The sequence below is a fragment of the Paracoccus pacificus genome (assembly GCF_042680785.1).
In the GTDB taxonomy this organism is placed as follows: domain Bacteria; phylum Pseudomonadota; class Alphaproteobacteria; order Rhodobacterales; family Rhodobacteraceae; genus Paracoccus; species Paracoccus pacificus.
The window spans coordinates 96789-112246 of record NZ_JBHUEN010000006.1; the positions used below are offsets into that span (position 1 = coordinate 96789).

The 15458-nt window shown below is 66.1% G+C and carries 13 protein-coding genes; 7 read left to right on the plus strand and 6 right to left on the minus strand.

Annotated elements, in window-relative coordinates:
- Nucleotides 1-11: 11 nt before the first annotated feature.
- Nucleotides 12-782 carry a transporter substrate-binding domain-containing protein gene (locus ACFSCT_RS02020; RefSeq protein ID WP_379139713.1) on the minus strand — a complete coding sequence of 257 codons (771 nt, stop codon included), beginning with the start codon at nucleotides 780-782 and terminating at the stop codon, nucleotides 12-14.
- A gap of 130 nt (nucleotides 783-912) precedes the next feature.
- Here ACFSCT_RS02020 and ACFSCT_RS02025 point away from each other — a divergent pair, with 130 nt between their 5' ends.
- The 7 genes from ACFSCT_RS02025 to ACFSCT_RS02055 all read left to right on the plus strand — a co-directional run bounded on the left by ACFSCT_RS02025 (nucleotide 913) and on the right by ACFSCT_RS02055 (nucleotide 10510).
- Entirely contained in the window at nucleotides 913-1566 is a 654-nt protein-coding gene (locus ACFSCT_RS02025) for a TetR/AcrR family transcriptional regulator (RefSeq protein ID WP_379139715.1), read from the plus strand.
- On the plus strand, nucleotides 1566-2753 hold the full coding sequence (locus ACFSCT_RS02030; RefSeq protein ID WP_379139716.1) for a pyridoxal phosphate-dependent aminotransferase: 1188 nt from the start codon (nucleotides 1566-1568) through the stop codon (nucleotides 2751-2753). Before ACFSCT_RS02025 ends, ACFSCT_RS02030 begins: the two co-directional genes overlap by 1 nt.
- Before the next feature lie 30 nt (nucleotides 2754-2783).
- The gene (locus tag ACFSCT_RS02035; RefSeq protein WP_379139717.1) at nucleotides 2784-4838 is read left to right on the plus strand and encodes an oxidoreductase; all 2055 of its coding nucleotides are present in this window, start codon (nucleotides 2784-2786) and stop codon (nucleotides 4836-4838) included.
- Between the two features lie 65 nt (nucleotides 4839-4903).
- The gene (locus ACFSCT_RS02040; RefSeq protein WP_379139718.1) at nucleotides 4904-6064 is read left to right on the plus strand and encodes an acyl-CoA dehydrogenase family protein; all 1161 of its coding nucleotides are present in this window, start codon (nucleotides 4904-4906) and stop codon (nucleotides 6062-6064) included.
- Between the two features lie 12 nt (nucleotides 6065-6076).
- A complete protein-coding gene (locus ACFSCT_RS02045; RefSeq protein WP_379139719.1) occupies nucleotides 6077-8134 on the plus strand; it encodes an acetate--CoA ligase family protein in 2058 nt (685 codons plus the stop codon).
- Complete coding sequence (locus ACFSCT_RS02050; protein WP_379139720.1) at nucleotides 8131-8919, plus strand: enoyl-CoA hydratase-related protein; 789 nt, start codon at nucleotides 8131-8133, stop codon at nucleotides 8917-8919. The genes ACFSCT_RS02045 and ACFSCT_RS02050 overlap by 4 nt, the downstream gene beginning before the upstream one ends.
- Nucleotide 8920: 1 nt before the next feature.
- The gene (locus ACFSCT_RS02055) at nucleotides 8921-10510 is read left to right on the plus strand and encodes a 5-guanidino-2-oxopentanoate decarboxylase (protein WP_379139721.1); all 1590 of its coding nucleotides are present in this window, start codon (nucleotides 8921-8923) and stop codon (nucleotides 10508-10510) included.
- A 19-nt stretch (nucleotides 10511-10529) separates the two neighbouring features.
- Here ACFSCT_RS02055 and ACFSCT_RS02060 read toward each other — a convergent pair whose 3' ends face one another.
- The 5 genes from ACFSCT_RS02060 to ACFSCT_RS02080 form a co-directional block, all read right to left on the minus strand.
- A complete protein-coding gene (locus ACFSCT_RS02060; protein ID WP_379139723.1) occupies nucleotides 10530-11348 on the minus strand; it encodes an ABC transporter permease in 819 nt (272 codons plus the stop codon).
- Complete coding sequence (locus ACFSCT_RS02065; RefSeq protein ID WP_379139725.1) at nucleotides 11345-12166, minus strand: ABC transporter permease; 822 nt, start codon at nucleotides 12164-12166, stop codon at nucleotides 11345-11347. Before ACFSCT_RS02065 ends, ACFSCT_RS02060 begins: the two co-directional genes overlap by 4 nt.
- Before the next feature lie 28 nt (nucleotides 12167-12194).
- Nucleotides 12195-13310, minus strand: coding sequence for an ABC transporter substrate-binding protein (locus tag ACFSCT_RS02070; protein ID WP_379139727.1), 1116 nt, complete (start codon nucleotides 13308-13310; stop codon nucleotides 12195-12197).
- A gap of 48 nt (nucleotides 13311-13358) precedes the next feature.
- Nucleotides 13359-14411 carry an ABC transporter ATP-binding protein gene (locus ACFSCT_RS02075; RefSeq protein ID WP_379139729.1) on the minus strand — a complete coding sequence of 351 codons (1053 nt, stop codon included), beginning with the start codon at nucleotides 14409-14411 and terminating at the stop codon, nucleotides 13359-13361.
- Between the two features lie 97 nt (nucleotides 14412-14508).
- Nucleotides 14509-15399 carry a LysR substrate-binding domain-containing protein gene (locus ACFSCT_RS02080; RefSeq protein WP_379139731.1) on the minus strand — a complete coding sequence of 297 codons (891 nt, stop codon included), beginning with the start codon at nucleotides 15397-15399 and terminating at the stop codon, nucleotides 14509-14511.
- Between the last annotated feature and the right edge of the window lie 59 nt (nucleotides 15400-15458).

Consider the following 15458-nt stretch of genomic DNA (forward strand, 5'->3'; position numbering starts at 1 on the left):
GCCTGCCCTGCTTATTCTCCGAATACGTCGAAGGTGAAATACTTGTCGTTGATGGTCTTATAGGTGCCATCGGCGCGGATATCGGCAATCGCCTTGTTCACCTTGTCCTTCAGCGCGGTGTCGCCCTTGCGCAGGCCGACCCCGACGCCGTTGCCCAGAATCGCCTTGTCCGCCTCGACCTGACCCACGATCCGGCAGCAGGCCTTGCCGGTTTCGGTATTCACGTAATCGGTCATCGGCAGGATATCGGCCTGCACATAGTCGATGCGCCCCGAGGCAAGGTCCTGATTGGCCTCGTCCTGGGTCTGATAGACCTTGATGTCGGCGATCCCGGCGAAATGCTTGTCGGCATAACTTTGATGGGTGGTCGCGGTCTGGACCCCCAGAATCTTGCCCTTCAGCTGATCCGGCCCGGTATAGTCGGGCGCGTCCTTCGCCCCGACCAGAACCGCCGGGGTGTTATAATAGGGGTCTGAAAAGTCGATCGTCTTCATCCGATCCTCGGTGATCGACATGGAGGCTACGATCATGTCGATCTTCTTGCTGGTCAGGGCCGGGATTATACCGTCCCACGAGGTCGGCGTGATCTCGCAGGTATCGCCCATCTTGGCGCAGATGGCGTTGGCAAAGTCGATCTCGAAGCCGCTCCAGTTGCCAGACACGTCGGGGACGGTGAAGGGCGGATAGGGTTCGGCCGCGATCCCGACCTTCAGCGTTTCGGCCATGGCGCCGCCGGTTGTCAGCGCCAATGCGGCGACGATCGCAATACGAAAAGCAGTCATGATGATATTTCCCCCTTGTTGGCAGTCCGGGCCGTTTCGCCCCTGTTTATTGACAGCAAGGTTAGACAGCCGTCAGAAACTATGCAATTGCATAGTGATTGGCCGTCTCAACTTATCGAGGTTTCCGGAATTGTCCGCGCCCGCCACATCCCCGCGCCATTTCAGACGCGTCGCCGCGGATGAGCGTCGCGCCGGGCTGATCGAGGCGACGTTGGATTGCGTGGCCGAACACGGGTTGCGCGGCACCACATTGCGCGAGGTCGCGGCCCGCGCCGGGGTGACGAACGGGCTGATCCGGCACCATTTCGACAACAAGGAACAGCTTTTGCTGGCGGCCTATCGCCATACCATCGACCGGCTGACCGTGCCCGGTCGCGCGGCGCTGGCCCGCGCCGATCTGCCGCCCCATGCCCGGCTTGGCCTGTTCGTCGCCGCCAATCTGGGCGGCGCCGTCGTCGATCCGCGGATGTTTTCGCTTTGGGCGAATTTCATCTCGATGATCCATGCCGATCCGGCGATCGGGGCCGTGCACCGCGACGGCTATCTTGGCTTTCGCGAGCAGGTCGAACCGCTGATCGCCGATGTTCTGTCCGCCGAGGGCAGGCCGGCCGGCCCGGAACGTTGCCGGGCGCTCGCCATCGCCGTCAACGCGCTTCTGGACGGGCTGTGGCTTGAGGGCAGCATGCTGTCCAGTGATTTTGCCGGGGGCGAGGTGGTCGCGCTGGGCGTGAACGGCGTGGCCAGCCTTATGGGCGTCACCCTGGAAATCCCAAAGGAGGAATGATGCGCTATTCGTCGGTGGGCGCCCGGCTTGACGGGCTTGGTTCGGGCAAATGGGCGGTGCATTTTCTGGGCCGCAAGCTGCGGGCGCAGGGCCGTGACATCATCGAACTGACCATCGGCGAACCCGATCTGCCCGTCGACCCCGATCTGATCGAGGTTGCCGTGGACGCGATGCGGGCGGGGCGCACGGCCTATTCGGACGGCCACGGCGAATCGGCGCTGCTGGCGGCCATCGCCGCGAAATACAGCCGCCGCAGCGGACGGCAGATCGGCACAGATCAGGTGATCTGCCTGCCGGGCACCCAGAATGCGCTTTATGCCGTCATGCAGACTCTGGTCGAAACCGGCGATGCGGTGGCCGTGCCGGACCCGTGCTATGCGACCTATGAGGGCGTCATCCGCGCCACCGGCGCCCGCATGGTCCCGGTGCCGATGCCGCAGCAAAACGGCTTTCGCCTGACCCCACAGGCGCTTGAGGCCGCGCTGACCCCCGATTGCCGCGCGCTGTTGCTGAATACGCCCCATAACCCGACCGGGGTGGTTCTGAATGCGGCGGAGATCGCCGCCATCACCGAGGTTTGCCGGCGCCGCGATCTGTGGATCATCAGCGATGAGGTTTATGAGGAGCTGATCTTCGGCGAGACGGCCTTCGCCTCGCCTTTCGATCGCGCCGATGCCGCCGAACGGACGGTGGTCGTATCCTCGATCTCCAAATCCCACGCGGCACCGGGCTTTCGCAGCGGCTGGGTGGTGGGACCGGCGGAATTCTGCAACCGCCTGCTGCCGCTTGCGGAAATGATGCTGTTCGGCAATCAGCCGTTCATCGCCGATATGACCGTGGCCGCGCTGACCCGTCCGAACCCGACCGCCGCCACATTGCGCCAAATGCTGTCCCGCCGGGCGCGTCTGGTCTGCGACGCGGCGAATGCGACGCCGGGTTTGCGGGCGGACCTGCCGCAGGCGGGTATGTTCGTGATGCTCGACGTATCGGGCACCGGCATGGACGGTGATCAATTCGCCCGCTCGCTGCTGGTCGAACAGGGCGTCTCGACGATGCCCGGTGGATCGTTCGGGCATGCGGCGCGGGATTTTCTGCGATTGTCGCTGACGGTGCCCGACGAAACCCTGACGCAGGCCATGCAGCGGATTTCCGACCACGCCCGGGCAATGCGCGAGCGTACCGCCTGATCCGAAACACCCCTTAGCCAGAGGTCCGACATGCGCGATCCCCGCCACGATATCCTGTTTCAGCCGATCCAGATCGGCCCGAAAACGGCGAAGAACCGTTTTTATCAGGTGCCGCATTGCAACGGCATGGGCCACCGTGAACCGAATGCGTTGGCCGGGATGCGCGGCATGAAGGCCGCCGGCGGCTGGGCCGTCGTCTGCACCGAAGAGGTCGAGATCCACCCGTCAAGCGAGGTCGCGCCCGCGCAAGAGGGCCGGATCTGGCAGGATGAGGACATTCCGCTTCATGCCCGGGTGGTCGAGGCGATCCACGAACACGGGGCGCTTGCGGGGTGCGAGCTGGTCTATAACGCGCCGCGCACCAACCTGTATTCGCGCATGGTGCCGATGGGGCCGGGGCCGGGCTCGGTCATCTCGGGCGCGATGGAGCCGCAGCAGGCCCGGGTCATGGATCTGTCCGACATTCGCGCCCTGCGCCGCTGGCATCGCGCGGCGGCGCTTCGGGCGCGTACGGCGGGCTATGACATGATCTTCGTCTATGCCGGGCACGGGCTGACGATGACGCAGCAATTCCTGTCCCGAGCCACCAACCAGCGCAGCGACGCCTATGGCGGCAGTCTGGAGAACCGCGCCCGGCTGTTGCGGGAACTGATCGAGGACACGCGCGACGCCGTCGGCCATGATTGCGCGGTGCCGGTCCGCATCGCCGTGGCCGAGCTTGGCGTGAAGGACGGGTTGGCGCGTGCCGAGATCGAGGATCTGATCGGCATGCTGGGCGAACTGCCCGACCTGTGGGACTTCTGCATGGGATCCTGGCCCACCGACAGCCAGACCTCGCGCTTTTCGCCCGAGGGCTTCCAAGAGGAATATTTCCGCGGGCTGAAGGCGCTGACCAGCAAGCCGGTGGTGGGGGTCGGGCGCTATACCTCGCCCGATGCCATGGCGGCGCTGGTCAAGGGCGGGGTGATGGACCTGATCGGGGCGGCGCGCCCCTCGATCGCCGACCCGTTCCTGCCGCTGAAAATCGCCGAGGGGCGTTCCGACGATCTGCGCGAATGCATCGGCTGCAATATCTGCATCGCCTCGGACAATCAGTCGGTGCCGATCCGCTGCACCCAGAACCCGACCATGGGCGAGGAATGGCGCCGCGGCTGGCACCCCGAGATCATCCAGCCCCGCGCCTCGGACGCGCGCGTACTGGTCGTCGGTGCGGGGCCCGCCGGGCTCGAGGCCGCGCACCAACTGGGCAAGCGCGGTTACGCGGTTGCGCTGGCCGAAGCGGCCGACCGGCTGGGCGGGCGGGTGCTGGCCGAATCGGCGCTGCCGGGGCTGGCGGCATGGCGCCGCGTGGCCGATTACCGGATCGGGCAGATCGAGCGGTTGGATCAGCTGGAAACCTATCCGGCCAGCCGCCTGACCGCCGAGGATGTGCTGGAATTCGGCGCGACCCATGTGGCCATCGCAACCGGCGCCGACTGGGCGCGGAACGGCTTTGGCCGTCATCACCCGCAGGGTTTCGACATCGCCCCCGGTGCGACCGTTCTGACCCCGGACGACATTTTCGCCGGCGCGCGGCCGACCGGTCGGGTCGTGGTCTATGACGATGACCATTATTCGGTTGGCGGCGCGATCGCCGAATTGCTGGCGCTGAACGGCGCCCGGGTGACGCTGGCGACGCCGGCGCCCTTGGTCTCGAACTGGACGGTGAACACGCTGGAGCAAGGGGTCATCGAGGCGCGGCTGGTCGCCGCCGGGGTGACGCTGGCGACCCGGACCGCGGCGACCTCGGTCGGCCCCGGGGGTTTGCACGCCGCAAGCAACGTCACCGGCACCCCTTCGGTGATCGAGGCCGATGCGGTCGTGCTGGTCGGCAACCGCCTGCCACGGGACGGGCTGGCAAAGGCCCTCATGTCCCGCGCCGCCGACTGGGCCGATGCCGGGCTGCAATCCGTGACCACCATCGGCGATGCGCTGGCTCCCGCGATGATCGTCCATGCGGTCTATCAGGGCCACCGCTATGCCCGCGAATTGGAATGCCCGCCCGATCCCGATGTGGTACCCTTCCGGCGCGATCTGCCGCGCTGAATTGGTCTTGAAATCGTTGCTATGCAATTGCATAGTTTCGCGTCACCTGGGGGGAGATGGCGGCCATGGATTTCGGCCTGAGCGAAGAACAGCAACTGATCGTCGACACCGTGCGCCGCTTTGTCGAGCGCGAGATCCAGCCGCATGAGGCTGAGGTCGAGCGGACCGGCGTGGTGCCGCCGGAACTGGCCCGGCAGATCAAGCAGCGGACCATCGAGCTTGGCTTCTATGCCTGCAACTTTCCCGATACGGTCGGCGCGGCGGGGCTGACGCATCTTGAATTCGCGCTGGTCGAGCGTGAACTCGGCCGTGGCTCGATGGCGCTGACCCATTTCTTCGGCCGGCCGCAGAACATCCTGATGGCCTGCAAGGGCGACCAGATCGACCGTTACCTGATGCCCGCCGTCCGGGGCGAGCGGATGGATGCGCTGGCCATGACCGAACCCGACGCCGGGTCCGACGTCCGCGGCATGAAGACATTCGCACGCCGGGACGGCGGCGATTGGGTGGTGAACGGCACCAAGCATTTCATCTCGGGCGCGGATCACGCCGATTTCGTGATCGTCTTTGTCGCCACCGGGGAAGAGGCGACCGGATCGGGTCCGAAGAAAAAGCTGACCGCGTTTCTGGTCGACCGGGGGACGCCGGGGTTCACCATCCGCGACGGCTACCGCTCGGTCAGTCATCGCGGCTATCGCAACATGATCCTTGAATTCGACGATTGCCGGCTGCCCGACGCGCAGGTGCTGGGCGAGGTCGATGGCGGCTTCGCGGTGATGAACGAATGGCTGTATGCAACCCGGCTGACCGTCGCCGCCATGGCCGTGGGCCGGGCGCGCCGGGTGGCTGATCTGATGATCGAGCAGGCGGCCAGCCGCCAGCAGTTCGGCCAGCCGATCGGGCGGTTTCAGGGCATCGGCTTTCAGCTTGCCGATTGCGTGACCGAGATTGATGCGGCCGACTGGCTGACACTCGCGGCGGCGTGGCGGCTGGACCAGGGCCTGCCCGCGAACCGCGAAATCGCCTCGGCCAAGCTCTATGCCTCGGAAATGCTGGCCCACGTCACCGATGCCGCCATTCAGGTTCACGGCGGCATGGGGTTGATGGACGACCTGCCGCTGGAACGGTTCTGGCGCGATGCAAGGGTCGAACGTATCTGGGACGGCACCAGCGAAATTCAGCGCCACATCATCGCGCGCGAGTTGCTGCGGCCGCTTGGCGCCTGATCGGGGGGCATGATGCGCGATCTGTCCCGGCTGCTTCGCCCGCAATCCATCGCTGTCGTCGGTGGAAAATGGTCGGCCAACGTGCTGCGCCAGTGCCGCAAGATGGGGTTTCAGGGCGATCTGTGGCCCATTCACCCGACCCGCGACACCATCGAGGGGCTGGCGTGCTACAAAAGCGTGGCCGATCTGCCCGCCGCGCCTGACGCCAGTTTCATCGGCGTGAACCGCGATGCCAGCATCCAGATATTGCGCGAGCTGGCGGAACGGGGCGCCGGCGGGGCGGTCTGCTTCGCCTCGGGCTTTGGCGAGGTGACCGATGGCGCGGCGCGTCAGGCCGATCTGGTCGCCGCGGCGGCCGACATGCCGTTTCTGGGCCCGAACTGCTATGGTTTCATCAACTATTTGGACGGTGCGCTGATGTGGCCCGACCAGCATGGCGGCATCCGTGTCGACCGGGGCGTGGCGATCATCGTGCAATCCTCGAACATCGCGATAAACATGACCATGCATCGCCGGGGGCTGCCGATCGCCTATCTGCTGACCGCCGGCAATCAGGCGCAGACCGGCGTCTCGGACCTGATCGAGGCCACGCTGGCCGACCCCCGGGTCACCGCCATCGGCCTGCATCTGGAAGGCTTCGACGACCCGCCCCGGATGGAGGCCGCGATGCGCCACGCCCGCGACAAGGGCGTGCCGATCGTGGCGCTGAAGGTCGGCAAATCGCAGGCCGCGCAGGCGATGACGCTGTCCCATACCGCAAGCCTCGCCGGGCCCGAGCATCTGTCGGATGCCTTCTTCGCCCGCGCCGGCGTGGCCCGTGTGCGCACGCTGGATGAATTCGTCGAGACGCTGAAACTGCTGCATGTCCTCGGCCCGTCGCCCGATATGACGCTGGGCTCGATGTCGTGCTCGGGCGGCGAGGCATCGCTGGTCGGTGATCTGGCCGAGGCTGCCGGCCTGCAAATGCCGCCGCTGACCGACGCTCAGGCGGCGGCGCTGCGCGCCACGCTGAATCCCATGGTCACCATATCCAACCCTTTGGATTACCACACTTTTCACTGGGGCGACGGCCCGGCGATGACAGCAACCTATGCCGCGATGCTGGACTGTCGCCACGGGCTTGACATTCTGGTCATGGATTTTCCGCGTCTGGACCGCTGCGACGACAATGGCAGCGAGACCGCGCTTGACGCCGCCATCGCCGCCCATGCCATGACCCCCGGCGCGCGTTTCGCGGTCGTCGCCAGCCTGCCCGAAAACATGACCGAGGATATTGCCCGAAAGCTGATGGACAGTGGCATCGCGCCGCTGATGGGGCTGGATACCGCGATGTCGGCGGCCGCCCACGCGGCGCGGATCGGGACCGCCAGGCCGCCAAAGGCGCCGATGCCGCGCCGGCGCCCCGCCATCCCCCGGGGCGAGGTGATCACCCTGCATGAGGCCGAGGCAAAGGATCTGCTGGCCGCCTCGGGCATGTCGCGCCCGGCGGGCCGTTTCGCCGCGGACGCCGACGCGGCGGTGGCTGCGGCCGAGGAACTGGGCTATCCGGTGGTTCTGAAGGCGGTCAGCCGCGACCTGCCGCACAAGACCGAATTCGGCGCGGTGGCGCTGCACCTTCACGACGCCGAGGCGGTGCGCGCCGCGGCCGGACGCATGGCCCGTCTGAACGCGCCCTTTCTGGTCGAGCGGATGGTGACCGGCGCGGTGGCGGAACTGATCCTTGGCATCGGCCGCGATCCGGCGCTGGGTCACTACCTGACCATCGGCACCGGCGGCATTCTGGTCGAGTTGTGGAACGACATGCAGTCGCTGCTGCTGCCGGTCGATCGCGATCAGGTGCGCGCGGCGCTGGCGGCGCTGCGCTCGGCCCCGCTTCTGGCCGGCTATCGCGGCCATCCCGCCGCGCCGATCGAGCGCATCGTCGATGCGGCAATGGCGGTCGCGGATTTCGCGGCCGAGAATGCCGATACGCTGGAAGAGCTCGACATCAACCCGCTTATGGTGACGCCCGAGGATGCCATCGCCGCCGACGCGCTGCTGCGGATGCGCCCGACCGAGGAGATTTCATGACCGATATCGTCAAGACCCGCCGCGACGGCCCGATCTGGGAAATCACCCTTGACCGGCCCAAGGCGAATGCCATCGACCGCGCCACCAGCCATGCGATGGGCGCCGTCTTTGCCGCGTTCCGCGACGATCCCGTGGCGCGCGTCGCCATCCTGACCGGGGGCGGCGAGAAGTTCTTTTCCGCCGGCTGGGACCTGAACGAAGCGGCCGAGGTCGGCGGCGAGGGTTATACCGGCGATTACGGGCCGGGCGGGCTTTACGGCTTCCCCGAGCTTCCGGGGCTGGAAAAGCCGGTCATCTGCGCGGTCAACGGCTATGCCGTGGGTGCGGGGTTCGAGGTGACCCTGCTGGCCGATTTCGTGGTCATGGCCGACCATGCCCGGCTGTGGCTGCCGGAAACCATGCTGGGAATCGTGCCCGATGTAGGGTCCTTCATGCTGCCCAAGATCCTGCCGCCGGTGATCGCGAACGAGATCCTTTATGCCGGCCGCCGGCTGGAGGCGGCCGAGGCGCTGGCGCTTGGCCTTGCCAATGCCGTGGTGCCGCAAGCCGCGTTGATGGACACGGCCCGCGCGCTTGGCCAGCGGGTGCTGCGCGCCGCACCCCTTGCCATCGCGGCGGCGCGTGAAACGGCGCGCATGGCCCGCAACATGTCGCTGGCCGAATGCTATGCCGCGCTGCGCTCGGGCGGGTTTCCGGCGATGGCCCGGATGATCAGCAGCGAGGATGCGCTGGAAGGTCCGCGCGCCATGCTGGAAAAGCGCGAACCGATCTGGAAAGGACGTTGACATGACCACCACCGGCGAACACCTGATGCACCTTCTGCGCGCGCGGGGGGTCGAGGTGGTTTTCGGCATCCCCGGCGTCCACACCATCGAGATGTATCGCGGGCTGGAAAACAGCGGCATCCGCCACATCACCCCCCGGCACGAGCAGGGGGCGGGCTTCATGGCCGACGGTTATGCCCGCGCCACCGGCAAGCCGGGGGTCGCGCTGATCATCAGCGGGCCGGGCATGACCAATATAATGACCGCCATGGGCCAGGCCTATGCCGACAGCATCCCGATGCTGGTCATCTCGGCCGTGAACGCCCATGGCCGCATGGGCTCGGGCGAGGGCTGGCTGCACGAACTGCCGAACCAGCAGGCGACGGTCTCGGGCGTGGCGGCATTCTCGCGCACCATCAACCGCCCCGAGGAACTGGGCCCGGCGCTGGATCAGGCGTTCGCGGTGTTCGAGGGCGGGCGGCCGCGTCCGGTACATCTGGAAATTCCGCTGAACGTGGTCCTGATGCCCGCCGCCGGTCCGGTCGAGGCACCGTCCCCCCTTGCCCCGCCCGCGCCTTCGCCCGATGTGCTGGATCAGGCGGCCGGTCTGTTGTCCGACGCGGCGCGGCCGGTGATCCTTGCCGGGGGCGGCGCGCATGGCCCGGTTCGCGAACTGGCCGAAATGCTGGATGCACCGGTGGTGATGACCACGAACGGGCGCGGGCTGCTGGCGCATGATCACCCGCTTGCCGTGCCGCTCAGCGCGACGCGCCCCTCGGTCCGGGCGCTGGTGGCGGATGCCGATGTGGTGCTGGCGCTGGGGACCGAGATCGGCCCGACGGATTACGATTTCGACGAGGATGGCGGCTTTCGCATCCCCGGCACGCTGATCCGCTGCGATATAGACCCGACGATGATCCGGCGCGGCCCAAGGGCGGCGCTGGGGCTGGTCGGTGACGCGCGCGCCGCCGCGAAAGGCCTGATTCTGCGGCTGGGCCACCGCCGGGTCGGTGATGGCGCCGCACGGGCCGAGGCCGCCCGCGCCGGCGCCGATCTGACCGACGCAATCCGCCGCGATCTGGTCATTCTGGACGCATTGCGCGATGCGCTGGCCGATTGCGTGATGGTGGGCGATTCAACGCAACTGACCTATTCGGGCAATATCGGCTATGCCCCCGACCGCCCGCGCAGCTACTGGTCCTCGGCCACGGGGTTCGGGACCTTGGGTTACGCGCTGCCGGCCGCGATTGGCGCATCCATCGGCACGCCGGATCGGTCAGTCCTGTCGCTATGCGGCGACGGTGGGTTGCAATTCACGCTGCCCGAACTGGCCAGTGCGACCGAGGCGGGGGCGCGGGTGATCCTGATCCTGCACGACAACAGCGGTTATGGCGAAATCAAGACCCATATGGCCAATGCCGGCGTGGCACCCATCGGCGTCGATCTGTACACCCCCAATCTGGCGGCCATCGCACGGGCCAATGGCTGGCGGGTGGCCGAGCCGCAAACGCTGGACGAATTGATCGACGCGGCGGTCACGGCGGCCGGGCATGACGGCCCGACGATGATCCGCATCACCGACCGGCTGCGCGGATCGGTGCCGCTGACGTAGGCCCCCGGCGGCCGGCCGTTCAGCCCCTTTCGGCACGCCGCCGCGCCGACCATTGCCAGATGCTTTTGGCCACCAGCACCGTCACCACGATCACGATCAGCACGACCGAGATCGCGGCGATGGCCGGGTCGATGTTGTCGCGCAGCCCCATCCACATCATGCGCGGCAAGGTCACCGCGTTGACCGAGGTGATGAACAGCGTCACCCCGATTTCCTCCCACGACAGGACGAAGGTCAGAAACAGCGCCGCGATGACGCCAAAGCGGATGTTCGGCAGGATCACCCTGAAGATACGCTGCCACAGGGTGGCGCCCATGCTGCGGGCCACAAGGTCGATCCTCCGGTCGACCTGCGACAGCGATACCGTCACCAGCACCACCGCGAAAGGCGCCACCATGACCGAATGGGCCAGCGCCACCCCGGCCCATGTATCGAAGGCCACAAAGCTGTTCACCTTGGACAGGTTGATCAGAAAGAAATACAGCGTCAGCGCCGAGACGACGGGCGGCGCCACCATCGGCAAAAGCGCGATACCCATCCAAAGCCCCGCCAGCCGTGGCCGCAGCATCCACAGCCCCAGGCTGAAGGCGGTCGCAAGCGTGGTCGCGACGACCGAGGCCACGACGCCGATACGGATCGACAGCCACAGCCCCTGCGCCCATTGCGGATTCTCGATCAGCGCCCGGTAATGGCGCAGCGACCATTCGCCTTCGGGCATCGACAAAAGCCGGCGCGGGGTGAAGCTGACCGGAATCACCGCGATCAGCGGCATCAGCAGAAAGACCGCGACCAGCACGGCCAAAATCAGGGCGACCGGGCCGGGTCGGCGCGCCATCATATCCCGGTCCCCCGGCGCGCCTGTTTCAGGATCACCACCAGCAACCCGCCGACGGCGATCATCATGATCATGCTGATCGCGGCGGCCAGACCCCAGTCGGGGCTTTGCAACACGCGGGTATAGATCAGTTCGGCCACAAGCACGCTGCGGCCGCCGCCCAGCAGGGCGGGTGTCACGAAGAAGCCCAGCGAGAACACGAACACCACCAGCGCCGCCCCAAGGATGCCCGGCGCGGTCATCGGTACGAACACCTGCCAGAACACCCGCGCCCGCGACGCCCCCATGCCGCGCGCGGCCAGAAGCACGCGCTCGTCCACGCTGCGGATCGCCGAGGCCAGCGGGAAGGCGGCGAAGGGGATCAGAAAATGCACCATCCCCACCACCACGCCGAATTCGTTGCGCACAAGGGCCAATGGCTCGGACAGGATGCCCAGCGATTGCAGCCAGGTGTTGATAAGCCCCCGGTTCGACAGCAGCGCCAGCCAGCCAAAGGCGCGGGTCAGGACCGAGATCCAGAACGGAATCAGGATCGCCAGTTCCGCGAACAGCCGCCAGCCCGGGCTGCCGCGCACCCAGACAAGGGTGATCGCATAGGCCCCAAGCACCGCACAGACCGTGACCAGCGCGCAGATCCGCAGCGTGCGCCAGATCACGCCCAGCACCAGCGGGTCGGTCAGCGCGGTGCGGTATTGACCAAGCCCGGGCTCGGGCAGGGTCACGCTCCACCGCATGATGCCAAGGAAGGGGACCAGATAGGCCGCCACCAAAAGCAGCAGCAGCGGCCCGAGAAGGATCAGGAAACGCGCCTGTCTGGTCATGTCCTTACCCCGGGCCGCCGCATCTCGGTCAGGCCGAAATGATCTTCAGATATTCGTCCAGCGCGGCGGTATAGTTTTCCTCGTACCAGGCCATGTCCAGCGGAAGCTGTCCCTTGGCATTCTCGGGATCGACGGCGTTATAGCGGCGGTCCTCTTCCGGAACCAGCGCGTCGGTCGCCGGGTTGGCGGGGCTTTGGCCCAGCATGTTGAACATCACCAACTGCTTTTCTGGATCCTGCGTCGAGGCGATGAATTTCATCGCATTGTCCTTGCCGCCCGGGTTGTTCTTCATCACCCCCAGCGCCCCGGGCGAGATCAGCCCCTGCGCATAGGTGAATTTGATGTCGCCGCCCGAATCCTGCTCGATCAGCTTGCCGCGCGTGGACCAGATCAGCGCCATGCTGACCTCACCGTCAAGCAAGAGCTGCTGGCTTTCCGCGCCGCCGCCCCAATAGGCCAGAACGTTATCCTTGAACGCGGCGATCTTCTTGTGCGCGCGCTCCAGATCCAGCGGATAAAGCTGGTCCATCGGCACCCCGTCGGCCATCAATGCGGCCTCCCACATGGCGACGCCCCATTTATACATGCTGCGCTTGCCGGGATATTTCTCGACATCGAAGAAATCGGCCATGCTGGTCGGGGGATTGTCGCCGAACTTGGCGGCGTCATAGGCAATCACGTAAGAAAAGAAATAGGTCGAGGCCGCATATTCCCAGCCGAAACCTTCGCGGAATTTGGCCTTGTCGACGACGTTATAGTCGATCGGCTCCATCATCCCCTTCTTGCCCAGCGTTTCAGCGGAAAACGCATCCACATCCATCACGTCCCAGCTTGGCTTGCCGGATTTGAACTGCGCCTCGATCGCGCCCTCGGTCGGGCCCGAGCCGTCCTGTTTGACGGTGATGCCGGTTTCGGCCTTGAAGGGCTCGCCATAGGCCTTGTCATAGGCGGTCGAGGCATCGCCGCCCCAGTTGACCATGACCAGTTCGCCCGATTGCGCGGCCGCCGGACCGGCGCGGAAGCCGATGGCCGCGGTACCCAACAACAGCGCGGCGGTGCGGGTAAAATCGCGGCGCGAGATCTGGCCGCGGGCGGCGCGGATTTTCAGGATCTCCGCCTGATCCTTCAGGAATGGTCCGTTCATCTTAAAACTCCCCGTTTATATTGGCCGGTTCCGCGGCCGATTATCATGTCACAGCAAAAACCCGCGGTCCTGCGGCCAGCACACCCAGACCTGCGCCCCGGGCCGCAACGTCGTGGGCAGTTCATCGGTGGGGCGGGTCAGGATCAGACCGTTGCCGCCGGCCGTTTGCAGCGCGACCCGCGTTTCCGCGCCCAGATAGGTGAAATCCTGAACGACCGCCGGCAACCCGTTGGCGCCGGCGGTCTTTTCGGTGGACAGGTGCATATGCTCGGGCCGGATCGCCAGATTTTCACCCGCACCCCCCGGAACACCCAGCCTTTCGCCCTCGATCATAACCGCGCCACCATCGCGGCCGGCGACCGGCAATATGTTGATATCGCCCAGAAACTCGGCGACGAAGCGGTTCGCGGGCTGCTCATAGACCTCGCGCGGCGGGGCGAGTTGTTGCAGCTTGCCCTTTTCAAAGATCGCGATCCGGGTCGACAGGGCCAAAGCCTCTTCCTGGTCATGGGTGACAAAGACGAACGTGGTGCCGGTCTGGCGATGGATGCGACGCATTTCCTCTTGCATCTGGCCGCGCAGGTTCTTGTCCAGCGCCGAGAACGGCTCATCAAGCAACAGAACCGGCGGTTCATAGGCCAGTGCCCGGGCCAGCGCGACCCGCTGTTGCTGGCCGCCCGACAGACCCGAGGGCCGCTTGTCGGCATGGCCGGTCAGGCCGACCATCTGCACCATCTCGTCCACGCGCGCGCGTATCTGCGCGGCGGACCGGCCCTGAACCTTCAGCGGAAAGGCGATATTGTCGGCCACGCTCATATGCGGAAACAGCGCATAGCCCTGAAACACCATGCCGAAGGCGCGCTGTTCGGGGGGCATATCGGTGATGTCGCGCCCGTCCAGCAACAGCTTGCCGCTGGTCGCCGGCTCGAACCCGGCAAGGATCATCAGAAACGTGGTTTTGCCGGATCCCGACGGCCCCAGAAGGGTCAGGAACTCACCCCGGCCAATGGTCAGCGAGATATCCTCCAGCGCTGTGAACCGGCCGAAAACCTTGCCGATCTGCTGGGCCGTGATTTCTGCCGCAGCCTGGTGTCCCGCCATTGTGGCCCTTGCCCCCGATCGCGCCTCCAGATCAGGGTAGAAAGCGGAAACGCCGGAAAGCAACAAAAATCGCTTTGCCGGCACGACAAATTCCATTTCACGTCGCCTGACTTTGCAACTGGTCGCGCAACCAACCCCGAAAGGCGACGACCGCCGCATTGTCCGATTTCTCGGGCGGCAGAACCATGTAATAGGATCTGGGCGAGGGGATGGATTGCTCGAACGGCTGGACAAGCTGGCCCTGCCGGATCGCTTCATGGCAGATAAAGCGGTCGCCCATGGCCACGCCCTGCGTGGCGATGGCGGCCGAATAGACAAGGTTCATGTCGGAAAACACCACCCCGGTCCGGGCCGCATCCTCGGGCAGGCGGGTCTGCCGGAACCACATCTGCCAATCGTCGAAATCGGCCAGATGCAGCAGGTTCGCCGCCAGAAGATCACCGGGGCGCGACAACCCGTCCAGCTTGTCGACCAACAGCGGGCTGCACAGCGGCGTGAAGGCAACCTCTTGTAAAAGCTCGATATCTTGACCGGGCAGATTGCCATGGCCGAATGTGATGAACAGATCCACATCGGGGTTGCTGACGTCGTCCAGCCGCCGCGGCGTGACCAGCGACAGCGCGACATCGGGGAAATCGTCGTGAAACCGGCCGATCTTGGGGCACAGCCAGCTTGACGCCAGCCCGGGCGGACAGCTTACGGTCAACACCCCGGTGGCGCCGCGCCCGGCGTGACGCGCGGCCGATCCGGCGATGGTGGACAGGGCGCGGCGCACATCCAGCGCATAGGCGGCGCCCTGCGGCGTCAGTTCGACCCGCGCGCCGACCCGGCTCATCAACTGAAACCCCAGCGAGGATTCAAGCAGGCGCAACTGATGGCTGACCGCGCTTCGGGTCAGGTTCAGCTCATCCGCGGCCTGCCAGACGGTGCCGTGCCGGGCGAAACTTTCCAGCGCCCGAAGCGCCTGTGTCGACGGTATCCGCGTCATCATCCACCTGCCTTTCACCGGTCAGACTAGCGACCGGGCCCGGCCCGTGCCAGCGGCCC

Coding starts and splice junctions, on each gene's coding strand:
- ACFSCT_RS02045 (WP_379139719.1), top strand. CDS start 6,077: ATGCGCGATCTGTCCCGGCTGCTTCGCCCGCAATCCATCGCTGTCGTC.
- ACFSCT_RS02040 (WP_379139718.1), top strand. CDS start 4,904: ATGGATTTCGGCCTGAGCGAAGAACAGCAACTGATCGTCGACACCGTG.
- ACFSCT_RS02050 (WP_379139720.1), top strand. CDS start 8,131: ATGACCGATATCGTCAAGACCCGCCGCGACGGCCCGATCTGGGAAATC.
- ACFSCT_RS02030 (WP_379139716.1), top strand. CDS start 1,566: ATGCGCTATTCGTCGGTGGGCGCCCGGCTTGACGGGCTTGGTTCGGGC.
- ACFSCT_RS02065 (WP_379139725.1), bottom strand. CDS start 12,166: ATGACCAGACAGGCGCGTTTCCTGATCCTTCTCGGGCCGCTGCTGCTG.
- ACFSCT_RS02075 (WP_379139729.1), bottom strand. CDS start 14,411: ATGGCGGGACACCAGGCTGCGGCAGAAATCACGGCCCAGCAGATCGGC.
- ACFSCT_RS02035 (WP_379139717.1), top strand. CDS start 2,784: ATGCGCGATCCCCGCCACGATATCCTGTTTCAGCCGATCCAGATCGGC.
- ACFSCT_RS02070 (WP_379139727.1), bottom strand. CDS start 13,310: ATGAACGGACCATTCCTGAAGGATCAGGCGGAGATCCTGAAAATCCGC.
- ACFSCT_RS02020 (WP_379139713.1), bottom strand. CDS start 782: ATGACTGCTTTTCGTATTGCGATCGTCGCCGCATTGGCGCTGACAACC.
- ACFSCT_RS02080 (WP_379139731.1), bottom strand. CDS start 15,399: ATGACGCGGATACCGTCGACACAGGCGCTTCGGGCGCTGGAAAGTTTC.
- ACFSCT_RS02055 (WP_379139721.1), top strand. CDS start 8,921: ATGACCACCACCGGCGAACACCTGATGCACCTTCTGCGCGCGCGGGGG.
- ACFSCT_RS02060 (WP_379139723.1), bottom strand. CDS start 11,348: ATGATGGCGCGCCGACCCGGCCCGGTCGCCCTGATTTTGGCCGTGCTG.